General features: G+C 73.9%; 14 protein-coding genes and 1 pseudogene. 8 read left to right on the top strand and 7 right to left on the bottom strand.

The features are described 5' to 3' along the window. Positions 1-97: 97 nt before the first annotated feature. Together MKK70_RS06030 and MKK70_RS06025 are read right to left on the bottom strand one after the other, a co-directional pair. Positions 98-1,771, bottom strand: coding sequence for a formate--tetrahydrofolate ligase (locus MKK70_RS06030; RefSeq protein WP_147729048.1), 1,674 nt, complete (start codon positions 1,769-1,771; stop codon positions 98-100). Positions 1,772-1,969: 198 nt separating this feature from the next. Then, a complete protein-coding gene (locus tag MKK70_RS06025; protein ID WP_147729049.1) occupies positions 1,970-2,188 on the bottom strand; it encodes a heavy-metal-associated domain-containing protein in 219 nt (72 codons plus the stop codon). Between the two features lie 311 nt (positions 2,189-2,499). Between MKK70_RS06025 and MKK70_RS06020 the strand changes: the two genes are divergently transcribed. Further along, positions 2,500-3,924, top strand: a complete 1,425-nt coding sequence (locus MKK70_RS06020) for an EAL domain-containing protein (RefSeq protein WP_243946371.1) — start codon at positions 2,500-2,502, stop codon at positions 3,922-3,924. An 88-nt stretch (positions 3,925-4,012) separates the two neighbouring features. On the opposite strand, the pseudogene MKK70_RS06015 reads toward MKK70_RS06020, so the two are convergent. Further along, positions 4,013-4,177: pseudogene (locus MKK70_RS06015) on the bottom strand (DUF3368 domain-containing protein); the annotation flags it as partial. Between the two features lie 289 nt (positions 4,178-4,466). Next, positions 4,467-4,730 carry a UPF0175 family protein gene (locus MKK70_RS06010; protein ID WP_243938809.1) on the bottom strand — a complete coding sequence of 88 codons (264 nt, stop codon included), beginning with the start codon at positions 4,728-4,730 and terminating at the stop codon, positions 4,467-4,469. 115 nt (positions 4,731-4,845) lie between these two features. Here MKK70_RS06010 and MKK70_RS06005 point away from each other — a divergent pair, with 115 nt between their 5' ends. The 5 genes from MKK70_RS06005 (at position 4,846) to MKK70_RS05985 (ending at position 9,933) form a co-directional block, all read left to right on the top strand. Further along, complete coding sequence (locus tag MKK70_RS06005) at positions 4,846-5,730, top strand: TIGR01459 family HAD-type hydrolase (protein ID WP_243938794.1); 885 nt, start codon at positions 4,846-4,848, stop codon at positions 5,728-5,730. 146 nt (positions 5,731-5,876) lie between these two features. Continuing rightward, complete coding sequence (locus MKK70_RS06000) at positions 5,877-6,878, top strand: helix-turn-helix domain-containing protein (RefSeq protein ID WP_243946354.1); 1,002 nt, start codon at positions 5,877-5,879, stop codon at positions 6,876-6,878. 646 nt (positions 6,879-7,524) lie between these two features. Beyond that, positions 7,525-7,758, top strand: coding sequence for a hypothetical protein (locus MKK70_RS05995; RefSeq protein WP_147730013.1), 234 nt, complete (start codon positions 7,525-7,527; stop codon positions 7,756-7,758). 169 nt (positions 7,759-7,927) lie between these two features. Further along, entirely contained in the window at positions 7,928-8,131 is a 204-nt protein-coding gene (locus MKK70_RS05990) for a hypothetical protein (protein ID WP_147844666.1), read from the top strand. 44 nt (positions 8,132-8,175) lie between these two features. Further along, on the top strand, positions 8,176-9,933 hold the full coding sequence (locus MKK70_RS05985; protein WP_147860266.1) for a carbamoyltransferase: 1,758 nt from the start codon (positions 8,176-8,178) through the stop codon (positions 9,931-9,933). A 303-nt stretch (positions 9,934-10,236) separates the two neighbouring features. Here the strand turns inward: MKK70_RS05985 and MKK70_RS05980 are convergent, their stop codons facing one another. From MKK70_RS05980 to MKK70_RS05970, 3 genes are all read right to left on the bottom strand, one after another. Further along, positions 10,237-10,911 carry a haloacid dehalogenase type II gene (locus tag MKK70_RS05980; RefSeq protein ID WP_243946353.1) on the bottom strand — a complete coding sequence of 225 codons (675 nt, stop codon included), beginning with the start codon at positions 10,909-10,911 and terminating at the stop codon, positions 10,237-10,239. A gap of 8 nt (positions 10,912-10,919) precedes the next feature. Continuing rightward, complete coding sequence (locus MKK70_RS05975; RefSeq protein WP_243946352.1) at positions 10,920-11,414, bottom strand: hypothetical protein; 495 nt, start codon at positions 11,412-11,414, stop codon at positions 10,920-10,922. Between the two features lie 106 nt (positions 11,415-11,520). Continuing rightward, positions 11,521-12,711, bottom strand: a complete 1,191-nt coding sequence (locus MKK70_RS05970; protein ID WP_243946351.1) for a trans-sulfuration enzyme family protein — start codon at positions 12,709-12,711, stop codon at positions 11,521-11,523. Between the two features lie 190 nt (positions 12,712-12,901). Here MKK70_RS05970 and MKK70_RS05965 point away from each other — a divergent pair, with 190 nt between their 5' ends. Further along, the gene (locus MKK70_RS05965) at positions 12,902-13,465 is read left to right on the top strand and encodes a TspO/MBR family protein (protein WP_243938802.1); all 564 of its coding nucleotides are present in this window, start codon (positions 12,902-12,904) and stop codon (positions 13,463-13,465) included. A 97-nt stretch (positions 13,466-13,562) separates the two neighbouring features. After that, positions 13,563-14,216: a chemotaxis protein CheB gene (locus MKK70_RS05960; protein ID WP_243946350.1), complete on the top strand. Its 654-nt coding sequence runs from the start codon at positions 13,563-13,565 to the stop codon at positions 14,214-14,216. Positions 14,217-14,243: the final 27 nt, after the last annotated feature.

The following is a 14,243-nucleotide window of genomic DNA, read 5'->3' as shown; positions in this document are numbered from 1 at the left end:
ACGGATCTCGGGCTTGCCCGAGGTCCGCACCCCGTGTGCCCAAGTCGGGCAGGCCCGACTTGGGTGCGGGGGAGGGAAAGACGCGGCGCGTGCGCCCCTAGAACAGCCCGTCGATCTGGCCGTTCGCGTCGAGGCGGATCGTGTCGGCGGCCGGCACCCGCGGCAGGCCCGGCATGGTCATGATCTCTCCGCAGATCACCACGACGAAGCCGGCCCCGGCCGAGAGGCGCACGTCGCGCACCGCGACCACGTGGCCCTCGGGGGCGCCGATCAGGGTCGGGTCGGTCGAGAACGAGTATTGGGTCTTGGCCATGCAGACCGGCAGGTGGCCGTAGCCGTCCTTCTCGAAGGTGGCGAGCTTGCCCGCCGCCTTGGACTCGATCTGGATGTCGGCGGCGCCGTAGAGCTTGGTCGCGATCGCCTTGACCTTGTCCGACAGCTTGGCCTCGGCCTCGTAGGTGTAGGCGATCGGCTTCGGCGCGCCCTGGGAGAGCGCCACCACCGCATGGGCCAGGGCCTCGGCGCCGGCGCCGCCCTCCGCCCAGTGCTTGCAGGTGATCGCCTCGACGTCGAGGCGTTCGCGACAGAGGTCGCGCAGCTTGGCGTGCTCGGCATCGGTGTCGGCGTGGAAGTGGTTGACCGCCACCACCACCGGCAGGCCGAAGCCGCGCACGTTGGCGACGTGGCGCGCCAGGTTGGCGAACCCCTTCTCGAGGGCGTCGACGTTCTCGGCCCCGAGGTCCTTCTTGTTGACCCCGCCGTGCATCTTCAGCGCCCGCACCGTGGCGACGATGACCACCGCGGACGGCGACAGGCCGGCCTGCCGGCACTTGATGTCCAGGAACTTCTCCGCGCCGAGGTCGGCGCCGAAGCCGGCTTCCGTCACGGTGTAGTCGGCGAGCCTGAGGCCGGCGCGGGTGGCGATCACCGAGTTGCAGCCGTGGGCGATGTTGGCGAAGGGGCCGCCGTGGATCAGCGCCGGGTTGCCCTCCAGCGTCTGCACCAGGTTCGGCTGCAGCGCGTCCTTCAGCAGCACCGTCATCGCGCCGGTGGCCTTGACGTCCTTCAGGGTCACGAGCTTGCGGTCGCGGGTCTCGGCGACGACGATGCGGCCGAGGCGCTCCTCGAGGTCGGCGAGGTCCTTGGCGAGGCAGAACACCGCCATGACCTCGGAGGCCACGGTGATGTCGAAGCCGTCTTCCCGCGGAAACCCGTTGGCGACGCCGCCGAGCGACTGGGTGATCGCGCGCAGCGCCCGGTCGTTCATGTCGACGACCCGGCGCCAGTGGATGCGGCGCACGTCGATGTTGAGCTCGTTGGCCCAGTAGACGTGGTTGTCGATCAGCGCCGCGGCGAGCGCGTGCGCCGAGGTGATGGCGTGGAAGTCGCCGGTGAAGTGCAGGTTGATCTGCTCCATCGGCACGACCTGGGCCTTGCCGCCGCCGGCCGCGCCGCCCTTCATGCCGAAGCAGGGCCCGAGCGAGGGCTCGCGCAGGCAGATCATGGTCTTCCGGCCGATGCGGTTCAGCGCGTCGCCGAGGCCGACCGTCGTCGTGGTCTTGCCCTCGCCCGCCGGGGTCGGCGAGATCGCGGTGACGAGGATCAGCTTGCCCTCGGGCTTGCCCTCGAGCCCGCCGATGAAGCCGTGATCGAGCTTGGCGATGTGCTTGCCGTAATTGTGCAGGGCGTCGTCGGGGATGCCGAGCTTCTCGGCGACCTGCGCGATCGGCTGCAACGTCGCCGCGCGGGCGATCTCGATGTCGGAGGGCATGGTTTCCTCAACCTTTGGCACGAGGGCGTCGTGTGGCGTCCGGTTTTGTCCGCGACGTCCGTTCAAGCCGGCGTTGTGCCGTGCGACGGGCGCAAGACCAAGCGCAACGCCCGGCCGATTCCGACATTTTGCGTCAGCTCCGGTCGAAAAGCGCGTCGAAATTATTCGCTGCGCCGACAAATTCGATTTGGCGCGCCTTCAGCCGGTCATCGCGGTGGCGGTGTAGCCGGCCTTGGTCAGCGCCTCGGCCAGCACGAGGCTCTGGGCCGAGGTCCGGATCGCGACGCGCTCGTGCGCCCGGTCGACCGCGACCTCCGCCGCCGGATCGATCCGCTGGACGATGCGGCGCACCGACGCCTCGCACCCGCCGCAGGTCATGCCCTCGACCCGCATCAGAAGTTCGCCCTGCGCGTCCATGCCGTCGCTCCGTCGATCGATCGCCTGCCACCGATCTCGGGCGCCGGGCCGGGCGCGGCAAGGGCGGAGCAGGGCGAGGATTGGGCGCGCGAGGCCGCAAGCGGGCGAAGAAACTTCCGGATGTCACACTCGCGGAAAACCGCCGCGCCGGCTCACCTGCGCGCTTGCGGCCCCGCGGGCCCTCGGCGACAAAAGGGCTCCGCGGCCCCGATCAGGCAGGCCCGGGCTCCCCCCCGAATCCAGGCAAGAAGGCACCCGTGGCGAACCGACCCACAGCCCGGAGGATCGGCCGGCATGCGGGCCTGTGGTCGATGGGTCTGCTCGGCCTCGTTGCGCTCGCGCCGCTCGCCGCCCTGATGCCCACGGTCGGCGCGCTCGCGCTCGGGGGGCTCGCCGCGTTCGGCGCGCTCGCGGCCCATGCCCGTGCGAGCGGGCTGAAGGCGCGCTGCGACAAGCTCTCGGCCGAGCTCGACACCCTGTCGAAGCGCCTGCTCAAGGCCGAGGCGGCCGGCCGGGCCGATCCGGCGCAGGCCGGGCTGCCGCGCGACGTCGAGGAGCTGACCGTCGAGATCGGCCTGCTCAGCGGCATCGTGCGCGACCTCGCGGCCGTGGTCGGCACGCAGGACGGCGAGGTCGCGCGGCTGAAGCAGCAGGCCGCCGACCTGGCCGCCTCGAAGCCGGCGCCCGCCCCGGAACCGCCGCCGGCCCCAACCTTCGCGCCGGCCCAAGTCTTCGCATCGGCCCCCGCCTACGCGCCGCCGCCCGCCTCGGTTCAGCCGCCGGCCTACGTGCCGCCCGCGGCGCCGGAGCCCGAGCCGGCGCCGATGCCGGTGCCGCGCCTCTTCCCGCCGCGCGCCCTGCCCCGGGCGGACGCGGCCGCCCGGGGCTCGACCGAGGACGAGGCGGTGATCGCGGCCTTCGACGGCGACGGCCTCGAGGTCCACCTCCAGCCGCTGGTGACGCTGCCGCAGCGCAAGGTCGCGTCCTACGAGGCCCTGGCCCGCCTGAGGCTCGCCGGCGCGGTGCTGACGCCGGAAGCGTTCCTGCCGGTGCTGGAGCGGCACGGCCGCTCGACCGAGCTCGACCGGCGCATGCTGCAGCGGGTCGCCACCATCGCCCGCCACCTCGTCGGCCGCGGCAGCGAGGCGGCGGTGGCCTACGGCCTGTCGCCGCTCTCGCTCTACGAGCCCGGGTTCCTGCGCGGGATCGCGCGGCTGGTCGCGGCCGAGCCGGCCCTGGCCGGCCGCCTCGTCGTCGCCCTGCCGCAGGCGAGCTGGCGCAACCTCGACGCCGAGCAGGCCGGCGCCGTCGCCGCGCTCAAGGGCCGGGTCGGCTTCACCCTCGACCGGCCGGCGGACCTGCGCTTCGACGCCGCGGCGCTGGCGGGCTACGGCGTCGGCCAGGTCAAGGTCCCCGCCGGCCTGCTGCTGCGCCCCGGCCCGGCCCGGCGCAGCCTGTCGGACATCGCGATCGAGGACCTCGTCACCGCGCTCGCGCGGGCCGGCATCCGCCTGGTCGCGACCGACGTCGCGGCCGAATCCGACGTGCCCGACCTGATCGACCTCGACGTGCCGTTCGCGCAAGGGGCGGTCTTCGCCCCGCCGCGCCCGGTGCGGGCCGACGTGCTCGCCGCGCAGGCCCCGCCGGTCCCCTCCGCCCCCCCGACCCCGGACGACCCGCCCGAGCCGACGCCGGAGCGCCGCCCGTTCCGGGCCTTCCTGCGCCGGGCGAGCTAGAGGGGTCGTACCCGATCCGGAGGGTCCCTTCGGGATGGCAGATCGGGGGGAAGCCGTGCCAGGGGCGAGGATGCCGGGCGAGCAGGGCCTCGAACAGCGCCGGGCGGCAGCGGAAATTGGTCGCCCGGAGCCGTGAGACGGCGTCGTGCACATCGAGGAGGCCGCGCCGCACGGCGAGGTCGACGATGCCGAGCGTGCCCGTGACGGCGCCCCCCCTGGCCCGGGCGGCGGCGACGCCGGCACGGCCATCCATGAGGATCAGGTCCGCCCCGAGCGCCGTCGCCAGCCGGATGGCTTCCCGTTCCCCGGCATCCAGTGGCCCGAGCGACGGGTCCGACCCGACCGGATCGGGCTCGACCGCGAGCCAGGCCGGCGGCGCCGACATCCAGCGTCGCACGGCCGCGGGAGCTTCGGGATGGCGCAACTCCCGGCATACCGTATCGGGGATCGCGACCCCGGCCAGCAGCGTCGGCAGCACCGCGATCCGGTCGATCAGCACGAGATGATGGATCGGCCCGGCATCGGCGACGGCACGCAACGGATCACAGGCCGAGGCGGTCGAGATCGCGGCGGTCGTCGTCCAGGTCGGTGAGGTCGTAGTCGACGAAGACGTTGCGGGCCTTGAGGAAGGCGTCGAGCGCCGCACGGGTGCCGAACCCGAGCAGCGTGCGCAACTCGGGGGGCGTCAGCCGCCCGGCGCGAAACTCCTCGACCGCGAAGGCCTCCAGCGCGCGGCGCGCGAGGTCGCCGCCATCCGCGGCGAGGCGGCGGGCGAGGTCGTCGGGAATCGGGACCGTCACGTTCATGCCGCGAGGCTACGCCGGGTCGCCCGATCCCGCAAAGCCCCGCGCGATTGCCAACCCCGGCCGGCGCGCCTAACCCGGCCGGCGCCTTCCCCGACAGATCCGCCCGAGACCGCCGATGCCCGATCCGATCCCGACGCTGCCCGGCCTGTCCGGCATCGCGGATGCCTACGACCTGATCCTGTGCGACGTCTGGGGCGTGCTGCACGACGGCACCCGCGCCCACACCGCCGCCGGCGCGGCGCTGATCGCCTTCCGCGAGCGGCCCGGCCCGCGCCCGCGCCGGGTGGTGCTGGTCTCGAACGCGCCCCGCCCCTGGGCCGGCGTGCAGCGCATCCTCGACGGCTACGGCGTGCCGCGCGCCGCCTACGACGCGATCCTGACCTCGGGCGACCTCACCCGCGGGCTGATCGCCCGGCGGCCGGGCGCGCGGATCCACCATCTCGGCCCGGAGCGCGACGGCCCGATCTTCGAGGGGCTCGACCTCACGCTGGTGCCGGCCGACGCCTGCGATCTCGTGGTCAACACCGGCCTGTTCGACGACGCCACCGAGACGGCCGAGGATTACCGGGCGACGCTGGCCGCGCTGAGGGCCCGCGACGTGCCGATGATCTGCGCCAACCCCGACCTCGTGGTCGAGCGCGACGGCCTGCTCATCCCCTGCGCCGGCCTGCTGGCCGAGGCCTATGCCGCGATCGGCGGCGCGGTGACCTATGCCGGCAAGCCGCACCGGCCGGTCTACGAGGCCGCGCTCGCGCTCGCCGCCGGCCTCGACGCGGGCGCCGCGCCCGATCCCGCCCGCGTCCTGGCGGTGGGCGACGCGATCCGCACCGACATCGCCGGCGCGCGCGGGTTCGGCATCGCCAGCCTGCTCGTCGCCCGCGGCATCCACGCCGAGGAGCTCGGCGTCTCGGCCGCCCACCACACCCTCGGCGACGTCGCCGCCTGGCTCGCGCGCCAGCCGGTGCAGCCCGACGCGGTGATCGAGCGGCTCGCCTGGTAGCCCGCCGGCCGCGGCACGGCCCTCGCACGGCGGCGCGCGGTTTCGGGGCGGTCGATCGCCCCGGCGGCACAGCCGATCCCCACTTCGAGTTGCCCGACGATGCGCCGCCCCGCTTCCACGCCGCCCCGATCGGTCAGGCCCCTCGGATGAGCGGTCTCGCCCAGCGCGATCCGGCGGCCTGGCGCTCCCAGGACCGCATCGTCGCGCGCATCGGCTCGCTGCGGCAGCTCCAGCTGTTCAACGATCGCGGCGGCATCGCCGTCAACTTCGACATCCTGCGCTCGGCGGCGCCCGACATCCGCATCGCCGGCAGCCAGAGCGAGACCTTCAGCCTGTGGGAGACCGCCTCGGCGAGCGGATTCGTCACCAAGCCGAAATTCGACGCCGACCTCGTCACCATCCGCTTCGTCACGAGCGGCAGCATCGCCTACCGCTACCGGGCCGGCGAGGCCATCGGCCTGCCCTCCCACGCCACGCTGGTCGGCTTCGAGGACCTGCGCGAGGTCCAGGCCTCGAGCGGGTTCGGCGCCATCGGCGGGACGATCCCGGTCGCGGCCCTGACGGCCGCCAACGCGGCGCTGACGGGCGGCGGCGACCGCGGCTTCGCGCCGCTCGCGCCGATCGCCGCGATGACGACCCCCGGCGTGCAGATGCTGTTCTGCACCCTGCGGCAGATCCATGCGCACAGCCACGGACCGAGCCGGCGCGGGAACCTGATCGTCCCGTTGATCCAGGAGATCCTGAGCTACCAGCTGCTCTCGGTCTGGCCGAAGCGGGACATGCCGGCGCCGCAGGAGAGCCAGGACGTGCCGCTCCGGCGCATCCGCGCCGCCCTCGACTACATCGAGGCGCACCTGTCCGACCCGCTGACGCTGGCCGACATCGCGGCCGCGGCCGGGATCAGCGTCCGCTCGCTGCAGGACAGGTTCCGGCAGGCGATCGGGCAGACGCCGGTGCAGTTCATCATCGATCGCCGCCTGCGGAAGGTCCACCACGACCTGACCGCGCGCGGCGGCGCGACGCTCTCGATCGCCGAGGTCGCGGCGCGGTGGGGGTTCGTCCACATGAGCGATTTCGGGCAGCGCTACCGGCGGCTGTACGGCTGCGCGCCGTCCGAGACGCGGCGCGACGCCGGCCGGCCGCGCTGAATGCGCCCCGGGCGGTGAGGGGCCCGCGGCGCTTCGGGGCCGCGGGCCCGGATGCGGAGGCCTGCCGGACGAGCGCCGGGGCCCTATCGGGGCTGGCTATCAATATAGCGCAAGACAGTATAAATATCGCGCGAATTTGACACTTATAGTTTAAAATTGGATACCAACGTATGTGAGTGCAACTTCGATCCCATTTTGGATTCGATATCCGGTCTCTCATCGATCGGCGGTCTCGAGGGCAGGTCCAAATCCTGCATCGTCGCCGGATCGGAGCTGCCGAATATATAGCGAACGGTCTTCGTAAGGTATTTATTCAAAATAGACTGTAACTCATAGATCGATTATCCTACGCACCTTGAGCGCGTCGCACGGGAACCCGCATGCTGGATCTTGCGAACAACGATGCCTGCACCCGCAAGACGATCCCGGCTCGTCCGCCGGCGGATCGCGATGCGGCCGTGACGACGCCCGGTCCGGCCGCGCGCGCCGCCATGGCCCCCCGCGGCCGGCGCACGATGCAACCCGCGCACCGGCCGGGTCGCCCGGGCGCGGGCCGGCGCCCGGCCCGGCCTGCCGCATGCCGGCCTTCCGCGCCGTCCCGCGCACGCCGGGCCGCGTGATGCCGATGCCCCATCGAGATCGACGCATGACAGAACTCCTGCCGTCGGAGCGCACCGCTCAGACGCTGAAGCGCATCGCCACGGCCCTGGGCTGCACCGTCGAGGAGCTGGTGAGCACCCGGGAGGGCGGCTGCCCGGCCCAGGAAACCCGGGAGCTGCTGACGCTGTGGGACGCGATCCGCAGCGACGCGGACCGCCGGATCGTGCTCGACACCGCCCGCGAGGTCGTGCGGGCGCAGGAGGCCTCCGCCGCGCCCTGAGGCCGGCGGCGGCTCCCGCGGCCAAGCCGCCACCTTATGATCGAGCGGCCGACTCGGGGCCAAGCGGCCAGGTTACGGCCAAGCTGCCATCTTGCGGCCCAGCCCGCCCCGGATGCTGTCGCCGACGGTCGCCGTCCGGACGAGGGCGGGACCACGAGGGGGCATCCCGATGACCGAATCCGTGCCGGCCCGCGCCGTGAAGGCCCACGACGAGCAGCGCCTGGAGCGCTCCGTCGCCGCGACGCTGCGGGTGATCGCCGCCGCCCATGCCGAGCGCGAGGCGCCTCCCGTCCACGCCGCCCGCCGGCGCCTCGGCGAGGTCTACGGCGCGACCCGCCTCGCCCGCCGGCTGGAGCGGGCGCAGCGCGCCTGACGGGAGGTTGCCGGGTCGGCGCCGCGGCGCTAACCCGATCCGCGATGCGGTATTATCTCGGCCTCGCCACCACCTTCCACGACCCGGCGCTCGCGCTGATCGGGCCCGACGGCACGGTCCTGTTCGCCGAGGGCGCCGAGCGCTTCCTGCAATACAAGCGCGCCCCGAACTGCGAGCCGGACCCGGCCACCCGCATGGTCGGGCTGCTCGCCGAGCTCGTGCCGGAAGGCTCCGAGCTCGTCGTCGCCTCGACCTGGGGCCAGCAATTCACCGAGTTCCTCGAGGGGCAGGGGCGCACCGGCGCCTTCACCCTCGAAGCCCTGGGCCGGCACGCGCCGGTGCTCAACCGCTCGTTCGTGCCCGAGCGCGCCGAGCGCATCTTCGTGGCCGAGATGGCGATCGCCCAGGCGCGCGCCGGCTATGGCACGCTGCTGGCCCTCGACCAGGAGACGCGGGGCCGCGGCGGCGCGGCGCGCGCGCGGATCGTGCGGCAGGACCGCTTCCCCCACCACCTCACCCACGCCGCCTACGCCCTGTGGGGCAGCCCGTTCTCGGACGCGACCGCGGTGATCGTCGACGGCATGGGCGAGACCGGCGCGGCCGCGCTCTACCGGATGGAGGCGGGCCGCATCGCCGAGGTGCGGCGCCACCGCGGCCGCGGCTCGGTCGGCTTCCTCTACGGGCTCGTCACGGACCTCGCCGGCTTCGACCAGCTCAAGGGCGAGGAATGGAAGATCATGGGGCTCGCGCCCTACGGCCGCTCCGATCCCGCGCTCGTCGCGCAGCTGCGCCGCCTGTACACGGCGGAGGGCGGCCGCCTGAAGTTCACCGACGACGCCACCGTGCGCGACGTGGTCGCGACGATCCTGAGCCGCCGCCCGGCCGATCTCGGCGAGGCCGGCTGGGCCGATCTCGCCAGGAGCGGCCAAGAGGTGTTTTCGGAGTTGATGGACATCCTCGTCGCCGAGGCCTGGGCGCTCAGCCCGCACGAGAACCTGGTGATCGCCGGCGGCTGCGGCCTCAACTCCTCCTACAACGGGCGGGTGCTCGAGCGCTCGAGCTTTTCCCGCCTGCACGTGCCGTCCGCGCCGGGCGACGACGGCAACGCCGTCGGCGCGGCCTGGCTCGCCTACGCCGCCGACAACCCGGGCTGGACCGGGCCGGCGCCGGAGGCGCGCCCGCTCACCCCCTATCTCGGCTCGCGCGTCTCGACCGCGCCGATGGAGCGGCTGGCCGAGTGGGAGCCGCGCGCGCGCAAGGTCGGCCATGCGGCGGCGACCCGGGAGGCGGCGCGGATCCTCGCGGCCGGCGGCCTCGTCGGCTGGGTCCAGGGCCGGGCCGAGTTCGGCCCGCGCTCGCTCGGCAACCGCTCGATCCTCGCCGACCCGCGGCCGGCGGGCGCGAAGGACGCGCTCAACGCCAAGGTGAAGTACCGCGAGGCCTTCCGGCCCTTCGCCCCCTCGATCCTGGCCGAGGCCGGCCCCGACTGGTTCGAGGCCTACGCCGACAGCCCGTACATGGAGCGCACCCTGGTCTGGCGCGAATCCAAGCGCGACCAGGTCCCGGCGGTGGTGCACGCCGACGGCACCGGCCGGCTCCAGAGCGTGACACCGGCGCGCAACCCGGCCTACGCCGCGCTGATCGCCGCCTTCGCCGAGATCACCGGCGTGCCGATCCTGCTCAACACCAGCTTCAACGTGATGGGCAAGCCGATCCTCCACACGGCGGAGGACGCGATCCTGATGTTCACCACCACCGGCCTCGACGCCCTGGTGGTGGAGGACTGGATCGTGGTGAAGTGAGGGGTCGGGAGGCGCGCGGGAGCCTTACAGGACCATGGCGGTGCGCCCCGCGCGCATCCCCTCGCCCCGCACGCGGGGAGAGGGCCGCGACGACCCCGTCGTCGGCGCGGCGAGGCGGCAGCCGACGGTGAGGGGGCTTCGACGGCGGAGCCTCGTCCGGTGCCTTCCCCTCACCATCGCTCTGGCTTCGCCTGTGCTTCCCGGCTGCACGACGAGGTGCGGCCGGGCCTCTTCCCGCGTGCGGGGAGAGGGGAACCCGCACCCCATGCGATCCAGGTGAGATGGGGGAGCCGACGCCCCGCCTCAGAACAAGCCCGCGAGATCCGACAGCACCGCCACCGGCGCGAGGTCGGCGTACTCGTCCGGCTTCCCCGTGCGGTTGATCCAGGCGCAGGCGAAGCCGAAGGCGGTGGCGCCGGCGATGTCCCAGCGGTTCGAGGAGCAGAACAGCACCGCCTCGGCGGGCACGCCGAGGGCGTCGAGCGCCACGGCGTAGGCGCGCGGATGGGTCTTGAAGACGCCGGCCGCGTCGGCCGAGAGCACTGCGTCGAGGCCGGACGCGAGGCCGGCCGAGGCGACCGAGCGGCCGAGCATGGCGTCGTCGCCGTTGGAGAGGATGGCGGTGGACAGGCCGCGCGCGCGCAGGCGCTCCAGCACGCCCGGCACCTCCCCGTAGGCGTCGAGGTCGCGATAGGCGTCGAGCAGCCGGTCGCGCAGGCCCGCGTCGACGTCCGGGTGGCTCGCCAGGGCGAAGTCCAGGGCCCGCTCGGTGAGCTGCCAGAACGGGGCGGTGCGGCCGATCAGCGACAGGGTCCAGCTGTATTCGAGCTGCTTCACCCGCCACAGCTCCGACAGCCGCGCCGCCGCCGGCCCGACGGCGTCGGCATGGCGCTGCACCGCCGAATGCACGTCGAACAGGGTGCCGTAGGCGTCGAACACCACGGCGCGGCGGCCGGCGAGAAGCGGTCTTTCCGACATCGCGGGCGCTACTTCTTCTCGAGCACCTCGATCGGGTTGGTGCGCTGGCTCGCGGCCGGCTCGCGCGTGAGGTTCTGGCTTCCCGCTTCCTGCGGGGCCGCCTTGCCGCCCGGCGCGCCGGGACCGCCAGTGGCGGTGCCTCCGGAATTCGCCTGGGTCGGCACCGTGCCGCTGGCGAGCTCGAGGCAGGTCACCATCTCGACGTAGGATGGGTAGCCGCCGGCCTTGTACTGGTCCTCGCACTGGCGCTTGGCCGAGGGCGTGTAGTCGCCCCAGCGGCGCTCGGCCTCCTTCTTCGCGTCCCGCTCGGAGCGCAGGCAGCCCTCGATGTTGGCGTTGTCGCTGACGCTGACGTTGGCCCGGCTCGCCGACTGGCAGGTCTTCTTGATGTCGAGGTTCGGGACCGTGTCGGCCCGCGCGGCGGTGGAAGCCGCCGGTGCGGCGAGGAGGGCGAGCGCCAGGGCCCCGGTGAGCGCGGCGCCGGCAAGGATGCGTGTCGTCATGGTCCGCTCGTCGTCTCTCGGCGTGGGATGCTCGGAAGCTGTGAGGCACAACGCGCGGCACGCCGGAGGGTCCCGCCCGCGGGACAGGAATCCGAGCCCGCCGCGCTCAGAGGCCGGCGTGGGCGGCCCGGAGCGCCGCGTCGAGGTCGGCGAACAGGTCGTCGGGGTCCTCGAGCCCGGTCGAGAGGCGCAGCAGGTCGGGCGGGCACGGCGTGCCCGGTCCCTCGACCGAGGCGCGGTGCTCGATCAGGCTCTCGACGCCGCCGAGCGAGGTCGCGCGCTTCCACAGGCGCACGCGCGCGGCGGTGGCGATCGCCGCGGCCTCGCCCCCGGCCACCCGGATCGACAGCATCGCCCCGAACCCCTGGTCCATCTGCCGCGCGGCGACCGCGTGGCCCGGATCCTCGGGGAGCCCCGGATAGAGCACCCGGGCGACGTGGGCGTGCCGGGCGAGGCGGCCCGCGAGGTCGAGGGCGCCGGCCGATTGCGCGGCGGCGCGCAGGGGGAAGGTGCGCAGGCTCCGCATCAAGAGGTAGGCCTCGAACGGCCCGAGGATCGCGCCGCCGCTCGCGCGGATCGCGCCGATCCGGGTCCAGGCGGCGTCGCGGGCGGCGGTGGCGAGCACGCCGGCGATCACGTCGGAATGGCCGTTCAGGATCTTGGTGCCGGAATGCATGACGAGGTCGGCGCCGAGCCGCAGCGGCCGGGTGTGGAACGGCGAGGCGACGGTGGAGTCGACCGCCAGCCGCGCCCCGGCCGCATGGGCGATCTCGGCCGCGGCGGCGATGTCGGTGACCGTCCAGAGCGGGTTGCCGGGCGTCTCGATCCAGACGAGCTTGGTCCGGCCCGGCCGCATCGCGGCGCGCAGGGCGTCGAGGTCGTCCATCGCCACGAAATCGAGGTCGAGCCGGCGCCGCGGCGCCTCCTCGCGCAGCCAGCGCTTGAGGGCCCAGTACATCACCGCCGGCGCGACCACGTGGTCGCCGGGCTCCAGCGCGCCGAACACCGCCGTCGCCGCCGCCATGCCGGAGCCGAACAGCATCGCGGCCGGCGCCTCCTCCAGCATCGCCAGCACGGCTTCCGCCTCGCGTACCGTCGCGTTGTCGGGCCGCGCGTAGGAGAAGCCGGAGGAATAGCCGTTGTCGGGGTCGCGGATGAAGGTGGTCGAGACGTGCAGCGGCGCCACCACCGCGCGGGTCACCGGCTCGACATGCCCCATCGCCTGGGCGGCGAGCGTCCGCTTCGACCATCCGGCGGCGCGAGGGTCGGCGTCGTCCGTCGGGTTGCGTGAGGTCATGGCCGCGTCCGATGTTGCGTGGCGGGAGATCGTTCGACGGTCCGGATGCGGCTCGCGCCGCGTCCCTTCCCTTCATCGTCCCTTCCCCGCACGAGGGGAGGAAGACGCGCGGGTTTCCTATAGCCTCCGAACGCCGCGGCTGCCACGATCCGGGCCGGGGCCGCCTCCGAGGCCCCGTCGGGTTTCGTCCATGCAGACCGCCAGCCGCGCCGCGTCCACGCAAGCCTCGTCCACGCAAGCCTCGCCGACGCGGGTTCCGATCCGCCCGGCCCTTCCCTGGTGGCTGCGCCTGCCCGCCGCGATCCTGCCGGTGGGGGCGACCTCGCTCATCGGCGGGCTGTCGACGGCCCCCGAGATCGACGGGTGGTACGCCGGCCTCGCCAAGCCCGCCTTCAACCCGCCGAACGCGGCCTTCCCGATCGCCTGGACGATCCTCGACGTGCTGATGGTCGTCTCAGCTTGGCGCCTGCTCGGCGCCCGCCCGGCCACCGGCCCGTCGCGCCGGGGCTGGTGGCTGGCGATCGCCGCCTTCGGCGTGCAGCTCGCGCTCAACGCCGCCTGGACGCCGGTGTTCTTCGCCCGCCACGCGCTGGGTGCCGGCCTGGTGGTGGTGGTGGCCCTCCTCGTGATGATCCTGTGGACGATCCGCCTGAGCTGGCGGATCGACCGGATCGCGGCGGCCCTGCTGCTGCCCTACGCCGCCTGGGTCGCCTTCGCGTCCCTGCTCAACGCGGCGATCTGGCGGCTGAACTGACGCGGCGCGCCGGCACCCCACGCCCCGGACCGTGGGGCCAAAAAATCCTCGCCGTCCGGCGTGGCGCCCGGGCCCGGCCCGATGCTGCCGCGCGCCCATGCCCGCCGGTGACCGGCCCCGGTTCGTCGCCGTCGGCGCCTCCGGGGCCGAGGGCCTTCGCGACATCCGGGCGCTCCTCGTCGCCCTCCCGGCACCGCTCCGGGCCGTCCTCCTCGTGCTGCTCCGCCCCTGGGACCGGCCGAGCCACCTCCGCGCGATCCTGGCGCAGGCCTGCCCGCACCCGGTCCTGATCGCGGACGCGGGCGAACGCTTCGGGCCGGGCCGCATCGACATCGGCGAGCCGGCCCGGCACCCGATCCTGGCCGACCGCAGCTTCGGCGAGATCGTCGCCGACCCGATGCGGCTGCACGGCAACCGCACGGTCGACCTGCTCTTCCATTCCGTGGCCCGGCACGGCCGCGGGCGGATGATCGGCGTGGTGCTGTCCGGCTCCCTCGACGGCGGCGCCCGCGGGCTCGCCGCGATCCATCGCACCGGCGGGCTCACCATGGTGCTCACGCCCGAGCCGCCGCCCCGCCACGGCATGCCCGAGAGCGCGATCGCCCACGACGGCCCGATCGCCACGATCGGCAACCCGAGGACGATCGCCGCGGACGATCCTCCGGGGATCGCGGGGGAGGGGGCGCCGCAGGCGGAGCCCGCCCACGTGCCGGCCCCGCCCGCTCTGGCCCCCCTCCCCCATCCGGGTTAGACACCGCGCCCCACGCCATCTGCAGGA

Source organism: Methylobacterium sp. E-041, from assembly GCF_022829665.1.
In the GTDB taxonomy this organism is placed as follows: domain Bacteria; phylum Pseudomonadota; class Alphaproteobacteria; order Rhizobiales; family Beijerinckiaceae; genus Methylobacterium.
Note: the sequence above shows the minus strand (reverse complement) of the source record. Positions and strands in the feature narration are given on the sequence as shown.